We start from the raw sequence: 25,568 nt of genomic DNA, 5'->3' as shown, positions 1-25,568 counted from the left end.
ATTCAGGCTGCCTTTTTCCGGGTTCGGCGCTGCGCCAGCAAGAACTGATTGTCGGTAGTCCCCATCTCTTTGTACGACGTCATCATGTCTTGAGAGCGCTTGATGTTGGAAAGAGTAAAATTGGTCAACCGGCGCAAGTCTGAGCGAGAGATGGGGGCCAGGGTCTCTGCCGATGTCATATGGTTGATATTTGGCAGCGAGTCGGCCGGGTACACAATGTCCGTGCCCAGTGCATCGAATGCATTTTCAGCCCAGCCGGCACGTTGTTCTACCGCCGATTTCCAGTCCTCGAGCATTTTGTCTATTTTCTGGATCTTTACCGGATCAAGGCGGTTTTTGATGTCTTCTGCCTCTATTGCCCGGGCAAACATATTCAGTGCTGCGGGAATGATCGATATCCACGAAGCCATGAGCCGGCCCATCATGAAGGAGGGGTTGAGTACCGCATCAAGGCCTGGATGAATCAGCTCATCCTTCACGTCTCGCCAGGAGCTGATTTCCTTGACGGCATCTCTGATGCCCAGCCCATGATCAATCGCGTTGACCGAGATCCGCGAGGTCTGCGGAATCAGTGGACCCATTCCGATGCCGGCGCTGTTGGCTATCGGATCTATCATGGCCGTGGCGGAATCGCCGCCAATATTGCCGCCGATCACCCCTCCGGTCGTGGTGTAGGGTGTGGTGTCAGGCATATTGGGAATGACCAGGTCAAGCAGATCGCCGCCTGCGGCACCGCCCTCATAGCCGACGACCCCTCTCACGACTTCGCCTACCATGTTCAGTGCCAGATTCATTGCCACACCTTCCTCATGGAGAATGTTGTGAATTTGCCCCACAACCTGCGTGGAGTGGCCCTGGACGCTCGAAAGAAATGCTGAATACAGCATGATCACACTTTCCGCTCTGTTGTTTCCGTCAGGATCCACATAGCGCAGCGGATTGTTGCCGACGTACGCATACCGGTTCAGCCCGTCCACATCTCCCGCCGGATCCGCACTGACCCAGCGTTGCAACCACGGCGCGTAATACCGCGCACCGTAGTAATACAAACCGCTGACATCCATTTCCTTGCCTGAATAACGCAGTGTCTTGTAGTCAACCTCGACAGCCGAGTCGGCGCTCATCCACGCGGTCGCGCCGAACGGGTAATAGCCTTCGTGACTGATCAGGCGTGCCTGCTGGTCCAGTTCCATTACGCATGAACCCAGGTGATCATCGAGGGTGTAACGCAACTGGTTGTCGGCGATGCCCGGCGGTTTGCCGCTCAGCCAATGCAGGCAACTGACATGGCCTGCGCCGGCGGCGAGGCTGATGACGTGCAGCTCCTCACCGTTGTCCTTGCTGCGGATCTCCAGTCCGGGCAGGTAGCGCACTTCGTGGAAATGCCGGTTGGAACCGCTGTAGGTGTCATGGCGTTTGTAGACGCGCGCGCCTTGGCTGTAGTGATAGAACTCGGCGTCATCCAGGCCGTTTTCGCGTTGAACCAGCGTCACCGAGGCCAGTTGATCGCGGGCGTCCCAGCGCAGTGCCTGTCCCGGTTGCAGGGCCATCAGATTGCCGTGGCGGTCGAATAGCTGATCGAAATCCGGTGCGGGATCACCTTCTTTCCAGCGCACACCGCGATTGCTTGCAGGGTCGATACACATCTGACGGGTCTGACAGGCACCGTCGCGCACATGGCACAGTTGCGTCAGGTTGCCGCCGTTATCGTAGCGGTAGGTCTGCAGGTAATTGCGCCGGTCGTTGGGGTCGCTCGGTTGCGGTCGGCCGGGGAGGTCGCTGGGGGCCGCGTCGTCGTAACCGCTGGCGCTGGTCAGCCGATACAGCGAGTCGTAACGGAACGCACGTTCGCCGTCGACCCGCTGGTTGGCGAAGTGGCTGGGCGTGAACACGTGGTCGAGGATGCGTGTCGGGTTGCCGACCGGATCGTACTCATAGCTGATGTCCTGCAGGGGCGGCTGCGCACCCTTTTGCGCCCATTGCCGCTGCAGGCGCCCAGTGGTTGGTTCGTAGTCCCAGTAGCTGGCAATGCCATTGCCGGTCTGTTGTTCGATGATTTGTCCGACGGCGTTGAAGTGCGAGTCGAGCAACACGTCCTGCCAGTCGTGGTCGCCGGCCAGCAGCAGTTGCAACTGCTTGAGCTGACCGGCGACGTCGTAGCGCGATTGCTGCCGGTGGCCGCCAGCGTCGGTCTGCTCCAGCATCGCGCCCAACGGGTTGAAAATGCGCTGGCTGACAAACACCCGGGCGTCGGCAAAGGTGCGGCTTTCGCGCAGTGGCTGTCCGGCCAGGCTGTAGCTGTCCAGGTGCAGGCTGCCGGACGGGTCGAACTGTTCCAGTAATCGGCCGCGCTGGTTGTGATCGGCCGGGGCATTGGCATCGGCATAGGTGAAGGTGTCGCTGAGCGGGTCGACGCTGTTGCTGATCGCCAGCAGGCGCAGCAACTCATCGTAGCGGCTGCTCCAGTGCACGCCGCCCGCGTCCCAGCGCTGCAAGGCTTGTCCGGCCAGCCCGGGCAGGCTCAGGCGCCAGCCGGCATCGACGCTGCTGATCTTGAGTGGCTGGCCGTTGAGATCATGAATGCTGGTAACGCTCGGAGCGCTCAGGCGTGGATCGAACTGCGCCACCAGACGCCCGGCAATGTCGTGCTGTTGGCGAGTCACCAAGGCTTCGGCAGGGTCTTCGGCCAGTACGCGCAGATAGGCAATCTGACGCAGTGGCAAGCCGCGACTGTCGATCACGACGAGCGACGGTGTACGCCGATGGAGGTTGGCGCTCATCAGTGCAGCGTCCATGGTGATGTCGATTCCGGCACAGCGGATTCATCGGTGTCGTTGAAGTCTTCGCTGGCCTGATACCACGGATGATAGGTCTCGCGGGAAAAATAGCCCTTGGCGTTGATCAGCTTGACCAGGCGCCCGAGCGGGTCATAGAACAGTTGATCGAAGTAGCCGTACCGCCGCAGGGATTGATCATTGACGTAGCCATGGGTGTCGGCAAAAAACGGCCGGAATTGTCGCACTGCGAGCCCTTTGTTGTTGTACTCGACCCGCGCGCTGACCCGCCAGCGCGGATCGGCGTGCTCCTCGCGCAGTTGCCCGCGATCGACGATCAGCGACCCATCGGCAGCGACCGCACAGGCGATTCCTGGCTCGACCCGTTGCAGGGTTTGCAACGCGCGGCCAAAGCCGTCCACGTAGCTGATGATGATCTGCACCAATGCCGCAATCGGATCATTCGGGTAACGGTCGGCACTCAGCGCCACGCTGTGCACCGGTTTGCGTGCAACCGTGCTGATGAGTTCGCGCAGGGCCTGTTCGGCGGGAGTCGGCGACGTCAATTGCGCCAGCCGCCGTCGCGCGCTGGCGCGGATGTGCAGGCTCGGCAACACATCGCCGCTGGCCAGCCATTGCTCAAGCAGCTGTGGCGTTGCGTTGACCACCGCAGGCAACTGTCCCATCCAGCTGAACAAATCCTTGCGCAAGGTGCTGGCGGCTTTTTGCACGGCCGCTTGCGGGTCGGCAATGGCAGCGTCCGGACTTGGATCTACCGGGCGCACGTATTCGCTGAGCGGGCGGAAACCGGCGGCGACAGCGTTTTCGGTGCCGTGAAAACTGGTCGCCAAGGGTTGGCCGGAAGGCTCGTAAAGCGCTTCTTGAATATTCTCGTTGGCATCGATGATGCGCACCGGTTGCAGGGCGTGGTAATCGTATTCGCAGCGGGTGATGCAGCCATCCGGCAGTTCGACGCTGATGACCAGCAGCCAATACTCGTCGTACCGCGCCTTGGTCCAGCCGTGGCTCAGGGTTTCGCGGTATTCAAGTACCCGGAAGAAACCCTTGGCATCGGCGTACTTCGCGAAGGTGTAATGCGCGGACCAGAGGCTTTCTGCGTCCGCGTTTACCGCCGTGTCATCGAACAGTAGCGGCATCAGTGTGTAACCGATTTTCGCCAGCTCCTGAAGGATATCGAACGGTGGCGGCAGAATGTCGTAGGCGGCGAGGGCCGTCTTGTCGAAGCTTGCCATTTCCAGCGGCCCTTTCAGTGCTTCGAATTGCGCCGAGCCGTCGGGCAGCAGACTGCCGTCCTCTTTATTGATATAGCGCTGCACGGTTTGCCCGGTCAGCACCCGCAGGGCATTCCACTCGGGCGAGCTTACATGCTCGTTAAGTAATTCCCATGTCAGCTGTTGCGGGTTGAGGCCCGATGGCAAATCACCTTTGGGCAGTACCAGGGCATTGCTGCGTTGCTGCCAAGGCAGGCCCAGTCGCCATTCACAGAGCTTCTCGTCCAGATCAATCGAGCGCGCGCGCGTTTCGTTGAGATAAAAAAACCGCTGCGCCATGTCATGCGCGTCCCGCCACCACTGTTGTTCGTCGGGGTCGCTGAAAGGCGGAGGATCGCCGGGCAGGCGCCGTCGCGCGTAACTGATGGTCAGGCTGTGAGTGGCGTGGCCGTATTCGCTGCTGGCGAGCAAGACTTCATGACGGCACAACGGGTCGTCAATGAAACCATCGTACTGATAGCTGATTTTTTCCAGGGTCTGTACCAGCAGCACGCTCGCCGGCTCTCGCAAGTTGGCGGGCCGGACATCACGCACCAGGTAACGAAATTCTTCTACGGCGTAGAGCCGTGCATTGGCTGGCTCGTCAGTGCCGGTCCAGGTTTCGATGCGGGCGACGGCGCCGACCAGCGCGCGTGCGATTTTATAGCGTACGTCTTCGTTGTCTGGCGTGACCGGTTCATCGCATTCATCACTGTCGTGATAGCGGCTGAAGACGGTTGGTCGCAAGTCAACGGCCTCACTGTCACCGTCGAAGTAACCATGTCTTGGCCGATCCATCGCCTGCCCGGTCAGGTACCAGGTACAGATGCGCACCGGTGCTGTGAACCCGAGTTCTTCATCGCCTGTGGCCCGTTCGCTGTCGGTCTGTTCCCGGTAACCGAAACCCCGAAACTCACGATCGATGCTGTCGTAGACGCCTTCGCGATAGAAGCATGATTGCGTCAGGCAATTGCCGGTTATTTCATCCAGCTGACGTTGCCGGGCGACGACTTGAAGCGCGAACGGTAGATGGCACACCGGCGTTTCGTCGGGATGATCGGTAAGCCACTGCTGCTTTTCATCCAGCCATTCCTGTGCAGAGCTGCGATAGACCACCTGCGTGGCGCAGCCCATGTTGTTATTGGTAGCGGTCAGCAAGTAAGGCTTGGCCGCGACAAAGTCGTAGCGCCAGTGCTCGGGGGTCATGTGCGGTACCGTCAGGATCAGGCTGGCACAACCCAGGCCTTGCAGGTCGGCGAAACTGACCTGACACAGACGGTCGTAGTTCACGCCTTCCGGCCACGGTACGAGGACAGGCGTCTGTTCCAGGCCATTGCCGCCGCGATTGAGGTAGATCTCGAAGCCGCCGGTTTTCAGATAAAACAGGGCTGGCGCGCCAGAGCCGTCGATGTCGGCGATCCGCACTTGCTCGACGTTGAATTGGTCATACAGGAAGGGCAGGGCACTAATGACCCGGCCTTCGCCGAATTTGCCATGCCCCAGATTGGGCCAGCATTTGATTTCGTTGTAGCGGATCCGGCACAGCTCGCTCATATCACTGCCGAGCATGTTGCCCAGAAATACGAGTTCTGTGGGGGCGTTGCCGAACAGCGGCAAACTGTCCTCATCGTCTTTGCGAGGCACGTCTTCGGCGCCGGAAAAACCCTGTTCCCGTTGGTTGGCATACAAGCGCACCGCGCGCGGACCGATCATTGCCAGCGAGTTGAGGCCGTTGCCTCCCAGGTCGCCCAGTTGTGCAAGGGTGTGAAAAAACTCCAGCGGCATGCCGGTAAACGCGATGAACGGCGCCCAGCTGCGGTCAGCATTCAACGTGCGATACCCGCTGCTGCCCGGTAAGGCCGCGATCCAGTCCAGCCGCCCGTTACCGGTCAGGTCGAGCAAGAACTGCTGGGCGGCGTCGTGCCTGGCCACCGGGATCTGCTCAAGCTCGGTCCAGGAAGCGTAGGTGATGGCGTCTGACCCCGACGTTGCGCGCAGCGGTTCGCGGTAATACCAACACTGATCGTAGCGGCAGAGAAATCCCGGTACACCTTCGCCGTACAGATCGACGCACTGGTAAAACTGTCCATCCTCAAGGCCCGGCATGGTGTCTTCGGCGAACATCCGTGACGGAGTTTTATTGATCTCGAAGGGTGAGTAATCAAACTCCACCGGCGGCGTCGTCTCCAGCGCGCCGCTGGCATCAAAGGCCTGATAGTGGGCGGCGGTGATCCGGTTGTAAGTCCACGGATCAGAGGGCGACGGGTATTCCAGCAGCAGCCGCCGCACCAGCAGCGGATCCTCACCGGCAGGCCGCGAGAAGTTATGGAACATCAGGATTTGCCGGCACAGCCGCCGCGTGCCCAGTTCGAAACCCTGACCGAAGGTGGAAAACGGATCCCGGCGTTTATCCCAGACTGCCAGGCTGTCGCCACCGTACACCGGGGCCTCTGTCAGTGAACGGGTGCGCTCGCCGTAATCGAACAGCAGATGGAAATGCCAATCCAGTTCGGCCGGATCCTCCGCGGTCCAGCTATACAAATGCTGGCTGGCTGTGACGTTGCCATAGAAAATCGCGCGCAAGTAGCGCTGGGCGCGGTAGTCGTGAGTCGGGTCGGGGTCCTGATCATCGGCCAGATAGTCGAAGCCGATGTGCTCGCCCTGCGGGTTCATGCTTTCGCACAGCAGCCAGCTGCCGACGCGCAGTGGATCGTCCGGATCGGCGCGGCGCGAGGCGCTGGTCTTGCCGTATACCTGAAAGGAGCCGTCTGCGCCGTGGATCAGCCAGAAGGGCGGCCCCTCAGGTTTACCGTCTGCAGTGACGGGCTGCCAGCGTTCGCGCAGGGTAAAATCTCTCTCTACCCGGGGCCAGAAGCGCACCACGTGATGAGCGCCGACGGAAATTGCGTTGCAGCTGTCTTCGGGACGCGACTTCGGTGTGCCATCACTGTTCAGTTCGGGATGCCACACTTCACCGTCATCACCGATGATTTCATCGAGATCGCTATACCGCGGCACGCCTTTTTGGGTACGACGGCTGATCTGTCCAATACCCAGGTTCCAGCCGATGCCAAACGGCCCGTTGCCGGCCTGACTGCTGTAAGTCAGCGACAGTTGCGGATCCCAGCCACGTCCGGCGGACAGGGGCAGTGGCAGTTCAAATGAAGCCGCGCCAGTGGCGCCAACCGCCCCCCAGCTTTTGCCGATCGTGGTGATCGAGGCGCTGCTGGCGATGGACGGGGTGATGATGCTCAGCTCTTGATCAGCCATGGTCGGATCCATTTCACACGCGAAGCACGTGCGTGGACAGACGCTACCAACAAGTGGAGATCTCGTAACCTGTCAGATCTGACAGGTGCCAAAGAGCCATTAATGTGCAGGGTGCCCCGCACGGACAGGCGGGCACAAAAAAAGCCGGCCCGTCATATGACGGGCCGGCCTTTTTACAGCTGCGAAACGCTTACTGCACTTCTACCGCCAGGCTTTCGGCGATCTTCTGTTGCCAGATCGCCGGGCCGGTGATGTGTACCGACTCACCGTTGCTGTCCACCGCGACGGTGACCGGCATGTCCTTGACCTCGAACTCGTAGATCGCTTCCATGCCCAGCTCGGCGAAGGCCAGCACCTTGGACTTCTTGATGGCCTGGGCCACCAGGTAAGCGGCGCCGCCCACGGCCATCAGGTACACGGCCTTGTTGTCCTTGATCGCTTCGATCGCGGTCGGGCCACGCTCGGATTTGCCGATCATGCCCAGCAGACCGGTCTGCTCAAGGATCTGGCGGGTGAACTTGTCCATCCGCGTCGCGGTGGTCGGGCCAGCCGGGCCAACCACTTCGTCACCGACCGGATCAACCGGGCCGACGTAGTAGATGAAGCGGCCTTTCAGATCCACCGGCAGGGTTTCACCCTTGTTCAGCATCTCGACCATGCGCTTGTGCGCCGCGTCGCGACCGGTGAGCATCTTGCCGTTGAGCAGGACGGTTTCGCCCGGCTTCCAGCTCTGCACTTCTTCCGGGGTCAGGGTGTCGAGGTTGACGCGACGAGCCGACGGGCCGGCTTCCCAGACGATTTCCGGGTAGGCGTCCAGCGATGGCGCTTCCAGCGATGCCGGGCCAGAACCGTCGAGCACGAAGTGCGCGTGACGGGTGGCGGCGCAGTTCGGGATCATGCACACCGGCAGCGAGGCGGCGTGGGTCGGGTAATCCATGATCTTCACGTCGAGCACGGTGGTCAGGCCACCGAGGCCCTGGGCGCCGATGCCCAGTTGGTTGACCTTCTCGAACAGCTCCAGACGGATCTCTTCGATGCGGTTCTGCGGGCCACGGGCTTTCAGTTCGTGAATGTCGATGGACTCCATCAACACTTCCTTGGCCATGACCGCGGCTTTCTCGGCGGTGCCGCCGATGCCGATGCCCAGCATGCCCGGTGGGCACCAGCCGGCGCCCATGGTCGGAACGGTTTTCAGCACCCAGTCAACGATCGAGTCGGACGGGTTGAGCATGGCCATTTTCGACTTGTTCTCGGAACCGCCGCCCTTGGCTGCCACGTCCACTTCCACGGTGTTGCCCGGGACGATGGAGTAGTGGATGACCGCCGGGGTGTTGTCCTTGGTGTTTTTGCGAGCGCCCGCCGGGTCGGCGAGGATCGAGGCACGCAGGACGTTTTCCGGCAGGTTGTAGGCGCGGCGCACGCCTTCGTTGATCATGTCGTCCAGGCCCATGGTCGCGCCATCCCAACGTACGTCCATGCCCACACGCACGAACACGGTGACGATGCCGGTGTCCTGGCAGATCGGCCGGTGGCCGGTGGCGCACATGCGCGAGTTGATCAGGATCTGCGCGATCGAGTCACGGGCCGCTGGCGATTCTTCGCGCAGGTAGGCTTCGTGCATCGCCTGGATGAAATCCACGGGGTGGTAATAGGAAATGAACTGCAGGGCGTCGGCAACGCTCTGAATCAGGTCGTCTTGCTTGATCACGGTCATGAGTCGCGCTCCTCTAAAAGACGGGAACATTCAATAAGGTGCCTGCGGCTTGGGTGCATCGGTCGGTCGCAAGCACCTTTCAAGGCACGCCGGGGCTGCTGGCGCGACGCTAAAAAGGCGCGGCAGTATACCGCGCCTCTTCGGGGCATACACGTGTCGGCAGTCATTCGTTGGTCGCATGGTTGGGCGAATATCGAACATCGGGTTTGCACTTCAATACCCACCCCCTCACCCCAGCCCTCTCCCCCAAGGGGGCGAGGGGGGAAGGGAGCCGATTTGTGGCGAATTCAAAACCTGAGTTCTGCATGATGTATCAGGTCGGCGTATCTCAAATAAACAATGCGGTCAGTTCCCTCTCCCTCGGGGAGAGGGCTAGGGTGAGGGGCTTTTGAGGCCACACTTTTGACGTCAATTTTCGAGCCCGAAAATCGGTGGTCATTTATCGACCGCCCCTCTAAAGTGGCATCCGGTCTGTAGAGTAGGACACTCGGTCAGCCTCCTATCGCACGGTGAGTCAACGATTGACCCATAACGCCATTCAACGTCTTTTGCTCAAGCGCTTTGCCCTCGCCGCAGCCACCTATGGATTGGCTTTGCTGCTGCTGTGGCTGGCGTTTTTCACCGGGCATTACCCGCAATCATTGAACAGCGTGGCCATCGGCAGCGCGCTGGTGGTCATCTGCCAGGCCACGTTGTTTACGCTGTTCTGGTCCGGGCGCAACCAGCGCTTTGCCGACCCCAGCCTGACCGAAGCGCAAGTGCTGCTCGGGCTCGGCTGGCAGACCTGGCTGATCGCCCATCTGGATGAAGCACGCGGCGCGTTTCTGGTGTTCTACGTGCTGATCCTGCTGTTCGGCCTGTTTCATTTAACCCGGCGCGCGTTCATTCGTTGCGCGCTGCTGGTGTTCTTCAGTTTCTGTGCGATCACCCTCTGGGATGGCTACCACTTCCGTCTGCCGGATCCGGCACTGGCGGCGTTGCAGGTGTGCATTCTGGCGATGGTGCTGGCGTGGCTGGTGATTTATGCACGCTTCGTCCAGGTTTCACGGCAACGCATGCGCCAGCGCCGGTTTGCCTTGCAGGCGCATCAGGACACCCTGCGCGGGATGATGCGCCAACTCGAAGATCTGGTGGCCACCGATGAACTGACCGGACTGTTCAATCGCCGGCATTTTCTGCGCCTGGCCTCACGGGAACTGGCGGAGATGGAACCGGGCGTGGTGCATGGTCTGGCGCTGATCGACCTCGATCACTTCAAACGCATCAACGATCTGCACGGCCATGCCGCCGGCGATCAGGTATTGCAGGCATTCGCCGGCGTGGCGGGTGCCTGTTTGCGTGACGGCGACGTGCTGGCGCGTTACGGTGGCGAGGAATTCGTAGTGTTGCTGCCCGACTGCGATGCCGAACGCCTGACGGCCTGTTGTGAACGTCTGCGCATCGCCTTCACCGACGTCGAACTGGTGGGCCTGAATGTGCGCAGCCTGAGCCTGTCGGCAGGCATGACCTTGCTGGAGCTGGGCGATGATCTTGACGATGCCTTGCAGCGTGCCGATCAGGCGCTGTACCGGGCCAAGCGCGACGGGCGCAATCGTTGTGCAGCGGCATGGGAGAATGTGGATGCCTGAACTTCGCGTCGGTGACCGGCAATGGCCGGTGGCGGCGGGCAGCAATTTGCTCGACGCGCTGAATCAGTACGGCGTCGCGGTGCCTTACAGCTGCCGCGCCGGCAGTTGCCATGCCTGTCTGGTGCAGTGCGTGAGCGGCCTGCCCGCCGACAGTCGCCCGGATGCCTTGAGCGCCGAACAGCGCCAGCAAGGCTGGCGGCTGGCTTGTCAGTGTCAGGTCACGGAAGATTTGCAGGTACACACCTTCGACCCCGTCACCGACGGGCGCCCGGCGGTGGTCGAGGCGCTGGACTGGCTCAGCGATAACGTCCTGCGTTTGCGCCTGACCTCGCAGCGACCGCTGCGCTACAGCGCCGGGCAGCATCTGGTGCTGTGGATCAACCATATCGCCCGGCCGTATTCGCTGGCGAGCCTGCCGCAAGAAGACCGCTTTCTCGAGTTCCACCTCGACTGCCGCCAGCCCGGCGAATTCAGCGATGCGGCGCGGCGCCTGCAGATCGGCGACCCGATCCGCCTCGGCGAACTGCGTGGCGGCGCGCTGCATTACGATCCGGACTGGCACTCGCGCCCGCTGTGGCTGCTGGCGGCCGGAACCGGGCTGGGCCCGTTGTTCGGCGTGCTGCGCGAAGCCTTGCGCCAGGATCACCAAGGCGCCATCCGCGTCATTCACCTGGCCCATGACGAACGCGAGCACTATCTGGCCAAACCCCTGGCGGCGCTTGCTGCGCAGCGCGAAAACCTCAGCATCGAGCTGTGGACGGCGGCCGAGTCAGCCGCCGCTTTGGCGCAACTGCGCCTTGTTTCCCGGCAAACCCTGGCCTTAGTCTGCGGCTCGACTGCCAGCGTCGATGCGTTTGCCAAGCGTCTGTACCTGGCCGGACTGCCGCGCAATCAACTGCTGGCCGATGTGTTTCTGTCCCGCAGTTAAGCGCTGAATCTCGTGTGAAGGTGAACTCCTGTGGTGAGGGGATTTATCCCCGATGGGCTGCGTAGCGGCCCCAGGATTTTGTGAGTGCTGCGCACTCAATCGGGGATAAATCCCCTCACCACAGCAATCCAGCCTCACCACAAAAGAACTCTGTCAGCCCTTTTAAATGTTGAGTAAAGCTGATGACCGAAGCCATCCTGCTCGAACGCGAACGCGGTCTGCTCACCCTGCGCCTCAATCGCCCGGACAAGAAAAACGCCCTGACCCGCGCGATGTACAGTCGCCTCGCCGAAGCCCTGAAGCAGGCCGACAACGATCCTGACATCAACGCCGTGCTGATCACCGGCAGCGCCGAGTGTTTCACCGCCGGCAACGACATCGCCGACTTCATCCAGCAACCGCCGAGCGACCTCGACAGCCCGGTGTTCCATTTCATGCTCAACCTGCTCGAGTGCCGCAAACCGGTGATCGCCGCCGTAGCCGGCGCGGCGGTGGGCATCGGCACCACGTTGTTGCTGCATTGCGATCTGGTCTACGTCAGCCGCGACGCGCGGTTGCGCATGCCGTTCGTCAATCTGGGGCTGTGTCCGGAATTCGGCTCCAGTCTGATCCTGCCGCGTTTGCTTGGACACGCGAAAGCAGCGGAGCTGTTGCTGCTCGGTGAAGGATTCAGCGGTGAGCAGGCGGCGCAGTGGGGCATTGCCACCGAGGCGCTGGGCAGCGGCGAAGCAGCACTGAGCAAGGCGCGGGAGATGGCGTTGCGTTTCGACGAGCTACCGGCCGAAGCGGTGCGTATCAGCAAGCAATTGATGCGAGCGCCGGATCGCGAATTGATCCGTAAGGTGATCGAGGAGGAGGGCGCACTGTTCACCCAGCGCTTGCGCTCACCGGAGGCATTGGCGGCGTTGACCGGGTTTATCAAGCGGCACTGAGATCTTCGCTGATCTGGACGGCCTCATCGCTGGCAAGCCAGCTCCCACAGTTTTTGTGGTGGATGCAAAATCCGTGATCGCCGCCGAGTCTTGTGGGAGCTGGCTTGTCAGCGATGAGGGCAGGGCGGGCATCACATCTTTTGGCTCAGAATGCAAAAAGCCCCGGCACTCACATGCCGGGGCTTTGATGAGGCAAGACTTTAACTCCCGTGCAATAGGACGTTTGCCTAAACTGCTATCAGCGAGGACTGCACTTCAGTTAGGCAAGTACCGCAAGATCACCGGATTTCCAGGTTCCTCGTCTTTCGGGACGAGCGGGATGGCGCTCACGAGGATTTTTTCATCATCGGGTTGCAGGGCAACTCTCGCCATATACCTTCCTTTTCCAAAGGATGGCAGCGTCTGTTTGACATAACCCTGTCCATTGCCAAAGCTGGTATCTGGTGTCCCGTTGCTGTTAAAGCGGGCTACGACAAGCTGGTGAGTCATGGGTTTGAAAGTGCCTGCCGACCCCACAACGACCGATCGGCCGTTCTCTTGAAAGGCGCTGGCCTCCCATTGTGTTTCCTTGCCCAGGGACGTCAGCAATGGTTGACCCTGATTGAATTGAATGTTCGGTTCACCATTGGGCTCGGAGCTGATCAACAACGCTTGAATATCTGGAAATGCGCCCGCTGTACCAACCCCGAGAATCCGTCCGTTGTTCTGTCGCACAAGTTGATTGAATTCCGATGCACGCACATCGAACACCACGAAGCCATTTTTCATCCGGCCAAACGATTCATCGGGCTCGCCATTCTTATGAAAGCAGGCAAGCATGGCATGGTGACTTGATGCGGCGAGCGTCAAGCCTCCAACCACATATTTCTCTTGCTTGTCGTCAACCAGCAAGCTCCGCAATAGACTCGTTGGGTTATGGGGGTTTTTGATATAGATATAACCTTTAGCGGAGAATGTTTTGTCTGGTTTTCCCTCGGGCGTCAGGCGTATGATCCATCCGTTGCGATGAAACGTGAGGATCTTGCCATCACTCAAGATCACCATATCCGTCTGACCAGCGGCAGAGTTTTCCAGAAGTTGACTTTGTTCCGTGGAAGGCGAGTCGCGGTCCTTCAATAATTCCAGACAAAACAGGCCATCTTCCCCAAACGTTTTATCCAGTGATCCATCTTCTTCCAGTCGGTAAAAATAGGAAAAGTTGGAAGTGCTCGAAACATTATCGGCGTGAACAATAATCCTGCCATCAGTTTGCAAAGCAAATGAGGAAAGAGCACCAAGTCCGGGAAGAAGGTATTTGACTAAACCGTTCTCGCCATACTTCGGATCAGGATTGCCCTTTAGATCCAGGCGGCCCATGGTGATGTAGACGGAATCGCCTCTGGCGGAACGCCCGCCGAAATAAATCCAGGAATCCTTTACCATCAGTTTTTGGATATGGATAGTTCCGTAGTCCGGATTTCCGTTGACTATCGTCACAATTCCTTTGTCGCCGAAATCGGTATCGAGCATCCCGCCGTAAGTTTTTTGACTAATCATTTTTTCGACCTCGTGCAATTGCGGAAAAACAGGTCGTCAGTTCATTGCACGATAGAAAGGCGTAAAACTCTGAAGATTAATGATCGGACGAGTTTCGATTAAAAGCTTCCAGCGTCAGTGGCACAACTGTCAGGTCTGACAGTTGTAGATTCGCCCGACAGGTGTTAACGGGTCATAAAAAAGCCCCGGCATTCGCATGCCGGGGCTTTTGGTTTTCAACGAATCACTCAGACCTGCGGGTCGCCAACGTGCAGGATCTTCATGCCGTTGGTGCCACCGGTGGTGTGGTAGCTGTCGCCCTTGGTCAGGATGACCCAGTCGCCTTTTTCCACGACGCCGCGCTTGACCAGTTCGTCGATCGCTTTCTGGCTGACTTCGTTCGGGGCCAGCGAGGCCGGGTCGAACGGCACGGTGTACACGCCACGGAACATCGCTGCGCGAGCCTGGGCTTCGCGGTGCGGGGTGAACGCGTAGATCGGCACCGAGGAGCGGATGCGCGACATGATCAGCGGGGTGTAACCGCTTTCGGTCAGGGCGATGATCGCTTTCACGCCCGGGAAGTGGTTGGCGGTGTACATGGTCGCCAGGGCGATGCTTTCGTCGCAGCGCTCGAATTCCTTGCCGATGCGGTGGCTGGACGTCTTGCTGGTCGGATGCTTTTCAGCGCCGACGCAGATGCGCGCCATCGCCTGCACGGCTTCCAGCGGGTACAGACCGGCAGCGGATTCGGCCGAGAGCATCACGGCGTCGGTGTAGTCGAGCACGGCGTTGGCCACGTCGGACACTTCGGCGCGGGTCGGCATCGGGTTCTGGATCATCGACTCCATCATCTGGGTCGCTACGATCACCGCCTTGTTGTGGCGGCGTGCGTGCAGAATGATCTTCTTCTGAATGCCCACCAGCTCGGCGTCGCCGATTTCCACACCGAGGTCGCCACGGGCAACCATCACTGCGTCGGAAGCCTTGATCAGACCGTCGAGGGTTTCGTCGTCGGCCACGGCTTCGGCGCGTTCGATTTTCGCCACCAGCCAGGCAGTGCCGCCGGCTTCGTCGCGCAGTTGACGGGCGTAGTTCATGTCAGCCGCGTCACGCGGGAAGGACACCGCGAGGTAGTCGACTTCCATTTCGGCGGCGAGCTTGATGTCGGCCTTGTCTTTTTCGGTCAGGGCTGGTGCGGTCAGGCCGCCACCGCGACGGTTGATGCCTTTGTGGTCGGACAGCGGGCCGCCGATGGTCACCACGCAGTGCAGCTCGGTAGCAGTGGCGGTTTCGACGCGCATCACTACGCGGCCGTCGTCGAGCAGCAGCTCGTCGCCCACGCCGCAGTCTTTCACCAGATCCGGGTAGTCGATGCCGACCACTTGCTGGTTGCCTTCGGTCAGCGGATGGCTGGTGGAAAAGGTGAACTTGTCACCGATCTTCAGCTCAATGCGCTTGTTGGCGAATTTGGCGATACGGATTTTCGGGCCTTGCAGGTCACCCAGCAGGGCGACGAAACGGCCGTGCTTGGCCGCCAGGTCACGCACCAGCTTCGCGCGAGCCTTGTGCTCGTCGGGGGTGCCGTGGGAGAAGTTCAGACGGGCAACGTCCAGACCAGCCAGAATCAGCTGTTCGAGAACTTCCGGCGAGTTACTGGCCGGGCCAAGGGTAGCGACGATTTTGGTACGACGGACGGACATGCAAAGACTCCTGAGTTCAAGCGCTAGCAGAGGCTACTATGCTCTTGGGGTGTAGTCATTGTTCGTTTGCACTACTTATTGTTTTCTTTATTGAACGAGGTTTTTTTTCAACGACTGTGACCGGCAACCGCTACCGCTGGTCGGTACTGGTATTTCTTACAGGTGGCACGCGGTTTTTCGATCGATATACAGATTGAATCCCGCCAATGGTGGCGGGGCTGCGAGGCTTACGACATGACAGCTGAAAAAGAAACACACCAGGCGCTGGAACCGCCAGTGATTGAAAGCCCAAAAGATGGCGACAAGCCAGGTGTCCGTTTTCGAGTGGAGGGAACAGGAACACCCGGAAATTTCTCGATCGCCTACAGCACCAGGGATCCCTTGAATCCCCTGTTTGGCCAATTGATCAGTAGCAACGGGAGATGGAATACGTTCCTGGATCTGAGCAAATTCGGTTTTTATGTCGTTGAAAGAAGCCCGGACGGCACGGTTTCGCCAAGGTCACCGGTAGTGACCATCCATCTGGAGTCAACCCCATCTGCACCGAAGGGCGATGCCAACTCTCCCGAGGACGCCCCGCACTGATACCACGCTGTCGAGGGCGGCATTGAAGATTTTTCGCGCAAGGTCGATACAGACCTCAAGACAGGAGAACCTCCCCATGCGATTGTTGCCCATTGCCGCCCTTGCCCTCAGCGTCCTCGCCGTCACGGGCTGCACCCGTTGGTCGATGAACCATCATTTGAACAACGCCTACAGCGCCTACGACCGGGGCAATTGCGAGCAGGTGATGCTCGAACTGTCCAAGGTCGAACGCGCCAGCCGGGCCCGTCCGTATGTGTGGCCGGAAGTGTCGATGATGCGCGGCCAGTGCCTGGAACGGCAAAAAATGTACATCGACGCGGCGCAGACCTACCAGTTCATCATCGCCTCGTACCCCAACAGCGAATACGCCTTCCGTGCGCGCGCCCGCCTGGAAACCCTGCAGAGCCTGGGACATTACCCGACTCGCAGCGCAGCGGCAGTACCAAGTCCGCAACGTTTCTGATGCTGGTTGTCATACAAACGCTGGCCGACTGTACAAGCTGAGCTATAGTCCAGTGATCCGGTTCAGAGCCTGATTTTGGGCCGGGGCAACACCTGCGACTGGTAGAGGTTGAGGTGATGGCGTATTGGCGACCGTCACACCGGAAGCGGGGAGAGCGCGTCTGCAGGGCAGGCACGTTCCGAAGCAAAGGTGCGGCTCTGTGATGGAGCCTTGCATGGCGTACTGCGCATGTTTACCGATCGTCGAATTGAACGGCACCAGTTGCCGTACTTCCTGCGGGTGTACAACAGCGTCACCGACAAACCCATCGGTTTTCTGGGCAACGTGTCCGAGGACGGGCTGATGCTCATCAGCCAGTTGCCGATGATGATCGGCGTCGATTTCAGTCTGCGTCTCAAACTGCCATTCAGCGACGGCTGCCAGCAGGTCATCGACCTCACGGCGTGCTGCCTGTGGTGCCACGAAGACGCGACGCCCCTGCATTACGACGCCGGGTTCAGCCTGCAGCGTCCGCCCCCGGAATATGCGCAACTGGTCGAGGCGCTGCGTCAGTACTTCAGCTTCCAGCCATTGCCGGCCTCTGCCTGACTTCGGCGACGCTCGCATAATTGCTATCGCGGGCAAGCCCGCTCCCACAGTGTCCGGGGTTGATCAAAGCATTTGTGCACACCACAAATCCCTGTGGGAGCGGGTTTGCCCGCGAAGGCATCAGCCCGGACAACGCTTCTCCAAAGGCTAACCCATAGCAATCGCCCGCTCACTGTCCAGCGTCTTCTCCGCCAGCAATAACCCCATCTCGCTCAACTGATAAATCGCCATCGCCAGATGCCGTGGTTTGTCTTCCAGGCTGTCCGCCAGATCCAGCAGCAGAATGCTCACCGACGAAAAGGTTTCGTAGGTCTGGATGGCGATCGCTTCGGGGTTGATGTCGGGCGCGACCCGGAACATCTGCATGCCACGATCCACGGAATTGCGCGAGGGCGCTTCGGATTTGAGGTAGTGATCGAGGGCGCGCTCGGCGGCTTCGTGGAGCTTTTTTGAATCAGGGGATTCGTAGGGCGAGGTATCGGCAGGATTTGTTTCGGGTGGATTCGGAGTTGGTTTGAACATGGTGATTTTCCCTTAAGTGATGCCAGCACGATCTCGCGACTAAACGAGAGGGTGGCGGCTGAACGCAGGTTAGTCGACCGGGGGAAACCATCACCAAAAACCGGCGCGCCCGAAGGCGCCCTGCGAACAGCCACCATCGAGTGCGGGGATAGGGAATACCCGACTTGATGACGCTTATGCACATTGGTGAAACCCCCGGACGACTAAACCCGACCACTGATTGGCAGCGGCACGGACCACGTTACGGAGCATCGGCAAAGCGCACAAGCCGGCGGATTCTGGCGGATCTGTAGGCAAAGGCGCAAGGCGTTGTAGTTTGCTGCGCGTGTCGAAGTAGGGCGTGCAAAGCCTTAGCTGTTCTAGTAATCAAGCAATGTTTTTTTAGATGAATTGGATCTTTTGGACTGTCAGTTCTGACAGTGGTCTCGTGCAATGAGCACACGTATGTTGATCCCACAACGTGAGCGACCCATTGCCCGGAGCATTGCCGACATGAACGAAACCGTCGAGGACGACGAGAAAGGACGAGCCTGGCTTGATACCGAAAAGGTTCAGACCACTGTCGCTCAGGTCACGAAACTGGCAGACGGATCACTCAAGGAACTGGGCGACGGAGCGCAGTTTTCCGAGGTGTTCTGGGCGGATGCGGTCGAAACATCGCTTTACCAGACACACCCCAGAGTGCCTCAGCTGCAAACTCAAATGGTGTGCCGGTACAAGTTCGAATCAGGCCGCATCTATGTGAAGACCTTGCGCTACCACATGACCACACGGGGCGCCAATAAAGATAGGGCAAACATAGATTTGGGCCTGCAGGCCGGTACATGGGTGCGCAAGAACTCACCTGACAGCATGCTGCAAGATGACCGGTGGCACGATTATGTGGAATATGTCGACTCCCCGCTCGGTCCTCCTGATTTTGGCGTGTCGCTGGCAATCCGGGTTGACTATGACGGAGCCAATAACGATGTTGAACCCCACGAAGGGTGGGGCCTTGATATCTATCCAGCACAGAAACCGATTATCGAGGTTCCCACTTCCGGAACCGAGATTGATGACGAGAAGCCGTTCACTGTATCCGGTAGCAAAGGGCTTGTCCCCGGCACAATTCATTTGCGGTGGCAGTATAACAATGCTGAAATTCCACTGGGTACTGCTCCTGTCCAGAACAACGGGAGGTGGAATACCTCCATCGTGTTGCCGCCTGGCGTTTTGGATTTCTACGCCGTACAAATCATTGGCAACCAGAACTCCGGTAAGTCCAATACCGTTACCCTCAAGCCAAGGTACGTGGCACCACGTATCGACTCTCCGGCAAACAATGCGGTACTCAAGTCGGCCAGCGGATTGCTGATCAAAGGCCGAGGCACGCCAGGCAAAGTCATCGATGTGATGACCCCGGGGGGCGCCGTGTTACACGCCACGACAACCGTCAAGCCTGACGATACGTGGGAAGCATCATTCAACCAGTCCAACTACCCTGACGGCGGTCGCGTCGATATCACGGCTGGCCACAGAGGCATGGATGATTGGACCGCTGCGCAATTCTTCACCTTGCTTCTGCAGCCGACAATCACGACGCCATCCGAATCAGCGGTGACCGATCCGAGAGGTCCGATAGAAGGGGGAAGGGCTGTTCCAGGTGCGACCGTCGAAGTCCTCAAGGATCTCGAACATTCATTCAAGGTCGGCCAGGGCATTGCTGATGCCAACGGAAGATGGAGGGTTACAACGTTCACCCGCGACATACCGCCGGGCCGCTTTACGGTTGTGGCGCAGCAAACGGTATCTGGCGTCCCTTCAGAAGTGAGTGTGGCCCGTTCGTTCAAAGTCCGCCCCTCAGCACCGACCACAATCAACTTCACCTACCCGTCCCTCACCACCATCGAGTTTTCCGGCGCAGGTCTTACCGGCGCCACGGTTGAGATCACGATTGTCCGAGGTCCGGCAGGAGCTACGCCGCCACCTGCCGTTGTCGTGACCGCAGGCAGTTGGAGAACGACTTCACAGAACTGGCCCATCGGTGACTACGATCTGAAGGTCGTGCAGAAGGTTGACGACAATGCTGGTGGCTCGATTCCCTCGCATGAATACCATTTCAAGGCTTCATCGAAACTTCCACCGCCCTCTGCAGTGAGATACACCAATGACCTCTACACGCCGACATTCATCGGCGAAGGTATTGCAGGGGCATCTGTCGAGGTCACCGACAAGGCGACCGGCGCTGCGCTCGCGCCATCGACGCAGGTCACCACTCAGGGCTGGTCGACCCGTGCCTTCGATGCGTGGGCACCGGGTTCGACCCGCACCGTGCGTGTGGTGCAGAAGCTCGGTGCGGCGGTGTCGGACGCTGTTGAGCTGGTCATCAATATCGACCGTTTCCCACCGCCGACCGAGCTGGCTTTTACCGTTGTCGACTACAAGCCGCGTATCACTGGCAGAGGGATAGCCGGCGCCACCGTGCAAGTGACGGACAAGCAGACCGGCGCTGCCATTGCGCCACCCGCGCCCGTGACGGGCCAGGGCTGGACGGCAGAGGCATCGACACCCTGGCAGCCGAATACCACCAGAATCGTCCTGGTGGTGCAGTCCAAAGACGCTTTCGCCTCCGATCCGGTGGAAATGACCATCTCTGTGCCGCTGCTGGCACCCATCATCACTGCCGTCGAAGACGATGGACTCTCGCCGAAAATCTCCGGCACCTGCTGGCCCGGCGCGACACTGATGCTGAAGTACAGCGACAGTGCGACCGAGCACACATTTGAGGGGAACGGTCGCACATGGACCTTCAAACGCGACGCCGGGTTTGCTCCGGACGCGCAGCACACCGTGACGGTGATCCAGACCGTCGCCGGGCTTCCGTCGCCGCCAGCCTCGCAAACGTTCTCGGTCAGCCCGGAGAAACCGGTGATCACCGTGCCGGAGGAAAGCGCAGACACCCACTACGACATGAACGTGCACGGCATCAACGGCTATAACGGTGCCACATTGCAACTGCGGGACGCGCAATTCGGGCGGAATCTGGGTGAGCCGAAACGGCTGACCGCTCATGGCGACTGGTTCATCGAGCTGAAAAAACTCGAGTTCCGCAAATACCAGATCGATGCCGTGCAAACCATCGCCGGCAGACCCTCTCTGCCCAGCGCTGTGCGCAGTTTTTTTGTCGTGCTGGTGCCGCCGGTCATCACGGTGCCGGAGGAGCATCAATCGCTGGCGCGCACCTCGACGCTTCGTGGCACCGGCGAACCCCTTGGGCGCGTGACGATCTGGCGTGAAAGTCCGAGCGAAATCCTGCTCGATAAAGTCTCGATAGACGCCAAGGGCGATTGGTTTGCCGACGTAACGTTGCCGATCGGCAACTACAAGGTGAAGGCCCGGCAATTCTTCGACAATCATGAGTCGAAGGAAAGCCTTGTGCGCAGTTTCAAGGTGGTGCCCGCCGCGCCGGTTATCGAAAGCCCCGGGCGAGGCGTGCATGTCGGTCGTCGGGTTGTTGTGTCCGGCTTCGGCTATCCCGGTGACACAGTGCTGGTGACGCTGACGGGCAGCAAGGGCTCGGTACGCGCAAGCGCTCCGGTGCTCGAGGATCGTACCTGGTCGCTGACGCTTGAAACGGGGCAGTCCGTTGGCACTGCGCAGTTGGTGGCGATGTCTTCGCGTGATGGTTTCGAGTCTGCCCCCTCGGCTGCACATCCAGTGGAGCTGGGCACTTACCTGCCCGAGATTGATGAGCCGGCGCCGGGACGCTGGGTCGAAAATCCGCTGCGCTTCGTCGGTAAAGGCCGCACGGGCGTGGGGCGCATGGTGAGCTGGTACGACCCTGATCAAACCTTGCTCGAACCCATTGCCGTCACCGATCAAGGCTGGCGCGGCGAGGCATCGTACGCCTTGCGTCCAGGCGGCCACTGGTGCCGATTCCAACAGACCATCACCGACGCTGCGGATGTCTCGAGCATTTCCGACTGGGTCGAAAGCGAGCGTTTCGAGGTGATTTCGATTCCACCGGGAGCAAGACCATGACCGAGCCTGTGATCCGTCCAGTGCAGCAGTTGCTGAGACAAGTGTTCAGCGATGAACAGCGCGAAACCTATACCGATTTTTGCAATTACGTCGAAAATGGTGGTTCGATTTTTCCGCTGGTCGAGCAAGGCGTTCAGGGGCTGGTCAGCCATTACCGGATGAATCCCGACGACGCGCGGGCCTTTTTGCGCAGGGCCAACAGTCTGGCGGTGTTTGTCCGGCGCCAGTTCATCGAACATTCGTTGCGCGGTCCGCAGGCCCGGGTCACGCGCCCCGACAGCGGTCTGTTGTCGATGGTCGCGGGGCCGAGCTACGAGAGTTTGTTCTCGACCAATTTCGATGAGTTGTGCCCACCGCAGGCCCTGGAGTCAATCGCATCTCCGGTGGCTTACCTGATCGAGTTGTTGCGCTGGATCGAGGACAAAATCCACGCCATTGGCGGCGAGCAAAAGCTCGATTTGCATGAGCGCCGTCAGGATCTGAAAAAGCTGCTGGTCGACTTCAATGCCGTGCATCAGGCAGTGTCGGCGCTAGACATCATCGTCCCGGTGCTCGAAACGTTTATCGAAGAAAACGATAGTGAGCAAGACCTCGAAGAGGCACTGATCCAGACCCGTTACCCCAACGGCCTGCCGTACTACCAGCATTGGGTCACGCTTGATTTTGTCGCCCGTGAACATGGCCTGTCGGTGGGCAATATCGCTCACATGGTGGATCTGGCCTATCCCTATTTCCTGCAGCCTGAGGCATGGGACAACGATGCCGGGCGCGCCTTTACCCATGCGTCGCGGCTGGGGCCTTATCAGCGTGAATTGTTGACAGAGGCTCCGATAGAACCTGGCGATACCGACGCAAGGGACGACTATTACCAATGCAACTTTGGAGCGCGAGGAACCGATTGGCTAAATCTCGATCAGGTGAAATTCTTTGGCGAGCGAACGGGGCTGGACACCCGGGATATCGAGGCGTTGCTGTCGATTCGCGAATTCGCCCCGACGCGTTCGGCCAACGTCAGCGTGTATGACAGCGCGCAACCGGGCGCTGACGAGAGTCAGCGATCCGGCTCGGTGTATCTCAACGCTGCAACCATTCCGGCGCTCGACATTGATTACCGGCAAGGCAGCGAAGCCTTTCTGCATCGTTTGACACAAGCCCCGACCATCATTGACCGCTACGAACGAATGAATCGCAAGTTGCGCCTGGATCGATGGCTGGAGTTACCGAGCGAGCAGGTGGATGCGTTGTTGACGGCGGCGATCAGGGCAGAGGCCCGTCACGCAATACCGGAAGATCCGTGGTGGATTTCTACCCATCAGGTGCATGCGCTGGGCCTGTTTCAGTCACTGCGTGAACGCTATGGCTGTTCGGCAGAGGATTTCGCGGCATTTATCGATGAAATCTCGATTTACGGGCGTGCCAATGCCCTGTCACTGTTCGATCGCACCTTCAACGGCCAGGGCAATTATCGCCAGCCCCTGCTGCTGGATGACGCAACGTTTGCGACGCTGCCGGTGCAGGGTGTCGCGGAGCTGACGATCAGCCAGTTGTGCAGCGGCTTGGGCATCGATCTGCAGACGTATGCCTACCTGGCAGTAGCGATCGAACGGGCGCACGGGTTCAGCGGCACGCTGAGGCGCACCACGGCAGTCATTTCGAGTTTCTACCGGCTGGTGAAATTGCCACGGCTGCTGGGCATTACCCCGGTCGAAGGCGTGCTGATGCTGACACTGTTGGGCGGCGAGAGCTGGGTTGACGGGCTGGCAGGTTTGCCGCGCGTGCACTCACGGCTCAATAGCGAAACCACACCGGACGTGCTCAATCTGATTTATGCACTGCACTCCTGTGTGTCCTGGTGCAAGGATCGCGAGATTCCCGTGCTGTGGATGCTGCAGCAAGTGGCACCGCTGCAGGCCCTGGCGGTTGCCACACAGGCTGAGCAGCAGTTGTTCGAGCAGATCCGCAACCTGCTGCCTGCCGCGCTGTTCAACAATGCCGGGCTGTCGATGGCTGGCGTTCCCTCACTGGAGGGGCTGGACTGGCTGCGGTTGTTGACCGAACTGGTCGACCCGACGGGTCTGGTCATCGACCTGCAATTACCCGAGACCGACTACCTGAACCGTGCCCGGGTAAGGTTCGACCAGGCAATCAGGGAAGGGCTGGGCGAGAACGACGCCAGTGTGCGGGGCATTCTCGTCGAGCGAATGCTCGGCGTGCTGTTGCAGGCGCGGGAGGCGCAGGTCTCGGTCGCCCGGGAGTGTCTGGCGGTGTACACCGGCCTTGATACCGAACGCGGATTGCTCGTGCTGACCTGGGCGCAGGCCACGGTTTATCAGTTGTTGTCGCAGGTCAGCGCGCGTGCCGATCGTGATGCAACTGAGGCACTCAGTCCCGCTGCGCGCGCCGCAGAGCAACCCGACCCGCTGCTGAGCTTGCTGGCTGATGTGCGACGTCGCAGTGCTGTGGCGAGCAAGCTGGAACTGTCTGCGGTATTGCTCGAAGACTTTCTGCAATACGGCCACACGGCCTGGATGGCTCAGGACGATCGGCACCTGCTGTCGATCCGCACCCTGTATTACCTGAGCGCGCTGGGACGGGCCTTCGAGTTGAGCGAGCAACCGGCTGGCAAGCTGCTCGACTACCTGCGTCAGGTCAACGCATTGCCCGACCCTCTGACAGGCCATGCATTGCGGCTGGCACAGGATGCGGCAGCGTTGCGGCTGGCGGCGTTTTTCGACTGGAGCGTGCAGGAGGTGCGCGAGTGCGTCAGTCACATCGATCCTGAACTGAAGATCCTCAAGACTTTGCCCCAGCTCGATTTGCTGATGCGCATCCGCGTATTGGCCCAGCACAGCGGCATGGACGCCCTGACGATTTTCCTCGTGGGAAATCTGCCGGAGGACGTAGACAAGGACGCCTATCGATTCGCCGCCGAGCGCGCGCTGCTCAGCCTTTCAGCCACCCGTGAATTGGTGGTCGCCTTTGCCGATGAGGTGGCGCAACCACTGGTCAAAATGAAATGTGAAGTGGACAAGACCGAGGTGGTGGCCGGCAAACCCGAAGAGAAAGTCTTGTTGACCGTGACGTTGACGGACGCCGATGACAAGCCACTGAGCGGCGTCAATGTGTATTGGCAAGTGAGCCTCGGCACGATTGTGGCCAAGGCCACCGAGTTCAATGGAACGGTGACGGTCGAGTATCTGCCGGGCAAGGTCATGGGGCAGGAAACACCACTGTTCTGGCTTGACCTGATCGACGCACAACAGGCCCCGACGATCAATATCTCCGATGATCCCAAGACGCTGTCCTTCCCCGCACCATTAACTGCCCAGGTGCCGCTGGAACCGGTTCCGGCGGGGCAGGAAGTCGAGCTGTACGCCACGCTGCGCGACGAATATCGAAACCCCGGGCGCAACCGTCTGGTGCGCTGGTCCGCCGAACCTGCGAGCGGCAGTAGCGGCTCGGCGGTGATTCGCCCCGGGCAGAACCACGCCGACTTCGAGGGCGTTACACGGGTGTACGTGTCGAGCACGTCCGGCGGCAAGTTCATTGTCAGCGCGCATTGCGATGCCAGTGAAAACGAAACACTTTTTGACCCTATCACCTTCACCGAAGCACTGACTCACCAATGACCGTGTTGGTTGACGCAGCGTTCACCTCA

At 59.8% G+C, this 25,568-nt stretch carries 14 protein-coding genes; 8 read left to right on the top strand and 6 right to left on the bottom strand.

Annotation, left to right across the window (positions count from 1 at the left end):
* Nucleotides 1-2: 2 nt before the first annotated feature.
* From M0808_RS13300 to M0808_RS13290, 3 genes are all read right to left on the bottom strand, one after another.
* Nucleotides 3-2,780, bottom strand: a complete 2,778-nt coding sequence (locus M0808_RS13300) for an RHS repeat-associated core domain-containing protein (RefSeq protein ID WP_247841399.1) — start codon at nucleotides 2,778-2,780, stop codon at nucleotides 3-5.
* Nucleotides 2,780-7,315 (bottom strand): SpvB/TcaC N-terminal domain-containing protein, encoded by a 4,536-nt coding sequence (locus M0808_RS13295; RefSeq protein ID WP_247841397.1) that lies wholly within the window; start codon nucleotides 7,313-7,315, stop codon nucleotides 2,780-2,782. The genes M0808_RS13300 and M0808_RS13295 overlap by 1 nt, the downstream gene beginning before the upstream one ends.
* A 190-nt stretch (nucleotides 7,316-7,505) precedes the next feature.
* Complete coding sequence (locus M0808_RS13290) at nucleotides 7,506-9,029, bottom strand: fumarate hydratase (protein WP_139054303.1); 1,524 nt, start codon at nucleotides 9,027-9,029, stop codon at nucleotides 7,506-7,508.
* A 521-nt stretch (nucleotides 9,030-9,550) separates the two neighbouring features.
* Between M0808_RS13290 and M0808_RS13285 the strand changes: the two genes are divergently transcribed.
* The 3 genes from M0808_RS13285 to M0808_RS13275 all read left to right on the top strand — a co-directional run bounded on the left by M0808_RS13285 (nucleotide 9,551) and on the right by M0808_RS13275 (nucleotide 12,517).
* On the top strand, nucleotides 9,551-10,657 hold the full coding sequence (locus tag M0808_RS13285) for a GGDEF domain-containing protein (RefSeq protein WP_027612505.1): 1,107 nt from the start codon (nucleotides 9,551-9,553) through the stop codon (nucleotides 10,655-10,657).
* Complete coding sequence (locus M0808_RS13280; protein ID WP_247841395.1) at nucleotides 10,650-11,585, top strand: iron-sulfur-binding ferredoxin reductase; 936 nt, start codon at nucleotides 10,650-10,652, stop codon at nucleotides 11,583-11,585. Before M0808_RS13285 ends, M0808_RS13280 begins: the two co-directional genes overlap by 8 nt.
* Before the next feature lie 182 nt (nucleotides 11,586-11,767).
* Nucleotides 11,768-12,517 (top strand): enoyl-CoA hydratase-related protein, encoded by a 750-nt coding sequence (locus M0808_RS13275; RefSeq protein WP_247841393.1) that lies wholly within the window; start codon nucleotides 11,768-11,770, stop codon nucleotides 12,515-12,517.
* Between the two features lie 255 nt (nucleotides 12,518-12,772).
* Here the strand turns inward: M0808_RS13275 and M0808_RS13270 are convergent, their stop codons facing one another.
* Together M0808_RS13270 and pyk are read right to left on the bottom strand one after the other, a co-directional pair.
* Nucleotides 12,773-14,053: a hypothetical protein gene (locus tag M0808_RS13270; protein ID WP_247841392.1), complete on the bottom strand. Its 1,281-nt coding sequence runs from the start codon at nucleotides 14,051-14,053 to the stop codon at nucleotides 12,773-12,775.
* Between the two features lie 227 nt (nucleotides 14,054-14,280).
* On the bottom strand, nucleotides 14,281-15,732 hold the full coding sequence (gene pyk / locus M0808_RS13265) for a pyruvate kinase (protein WP_003227610.1): 1,452 nt from the start codon (nucleotides 15,730-15,732) through the stop codon (nucleotides 14,281-14,283).
* Nucleotides 15,733-15,966: 234 nt separating this feature from the next.
* On the opposite strand from pyk, the gene M0808_RS13260 reads away from it, so the two are divergent.
* The 3 genes from M0808_RS13260 to M0808_RS13250 all read left to right on the top strand — a co-directional run bounded on the left by M0808_RS13260 (nucleotide 15,967) and on the right by M0808_RS13250 (nucleotide 17,368).
* Nucleotides 15,967-16,317: a hypothetical protein gene (locus tag M0808_RS13260; RefSeq protein WP_135296436.1), complete on the top strand. Its 351-nt coding sequence runs from the start codon at nucleotides 15,967-15,969 to the stop codon at nucleotides 16,315-16,317.
* Nucleotides 16,318-16,393: 76 nt separating this feature from the next.
* Nucleotides 16,394-16,780, top strand: a complete 387-nt coding sequence (locus M0808_RS13255; RefSeq protein WP_095137006.1) for a hypothetical protein — start codon at nucleotides 16,394-16,396, stop codon at nucleotides 16,778-16,780.
* A 228-nt stretch (nucleotides 16,781-17,008) separates the two neighbouring features.
* Nucleotides 17,009-17,368, top strand: a complete 360-nt coding sequence (locus tag M0808_RS13250; protein WP_095137007.1) for a PilZ domain-containing protein — start codon at nucleotides 17,009-17,011, stop codon at nucleotides 17,366-17,368.
* 147 nt (nucleotides 17,369-17,515) lie between these two features.
* Here M0808_RS13250 and M0808_RS13245 read toward each other — a convergent pair whose 3' ends face one another.
* On the bottom strand, nucleotides 17,516-17,890 hold the full coding sequence (locus M0808_RS13245) for a DUF6124 family protein (RefSeq protein WP_247841390.1): 375 nt from the start codon (nucleotides 17,888-17,890) through the stop codon (nucleotides 17,516-17,518).
* Between the two features lie 492 nt (nucleotides 17,891-18,382).
* Between M0808_RS13245 and M0808_RS13240 the strand changes: the two genes are divergently transcribed.
* Both M0808_RS13240 and M0808_RS13235 read left to right on the top strand, forming a co-directional pair.
* A complete protein-coding gene (locus M0808_RS13240) occupies nucleotides 18,383-21,910 on the top strand; it encodes a carboxypeptidase-like regulatory domain-containing protein (protein ID WP_247841388.1) in 3,528 nt (1,175 codons plus the stop codon).
* Nucleotides 21,907-25,539 (top strand): Tc toxin subunit A, encoded by a 3,633-nt coding sequence (locus M0808_RS13235; RefSeq protein ID WP_247841386.1) that lies wholly within the window; start codon nucleotides 21,907-21,909, stop codon nucleotides 25,537-25,539. Before M0808_RS13240 ends, M0808_RS13235 begins: the two co-directional genes overlap by 4 nt.
* Nucleotides 25,540-25,568 lie beyond the last annotated feature (29 nt).

The organism is Pseudomonas sp. MWU12-3103b (genome assembly GCF_023100615.1).
Lineage (GTDB): Bacteria > Pseudomonadota > Gammaproteobacteria > Pseudomonadales > Pseudomonadaceae > Aquipseudomonas > Aquipseudomonas putida_A.
Note: the sequence above shows the minus strand (reverse complement) of the source record. Positions and strands in the feature narration are given on the sequence as shown.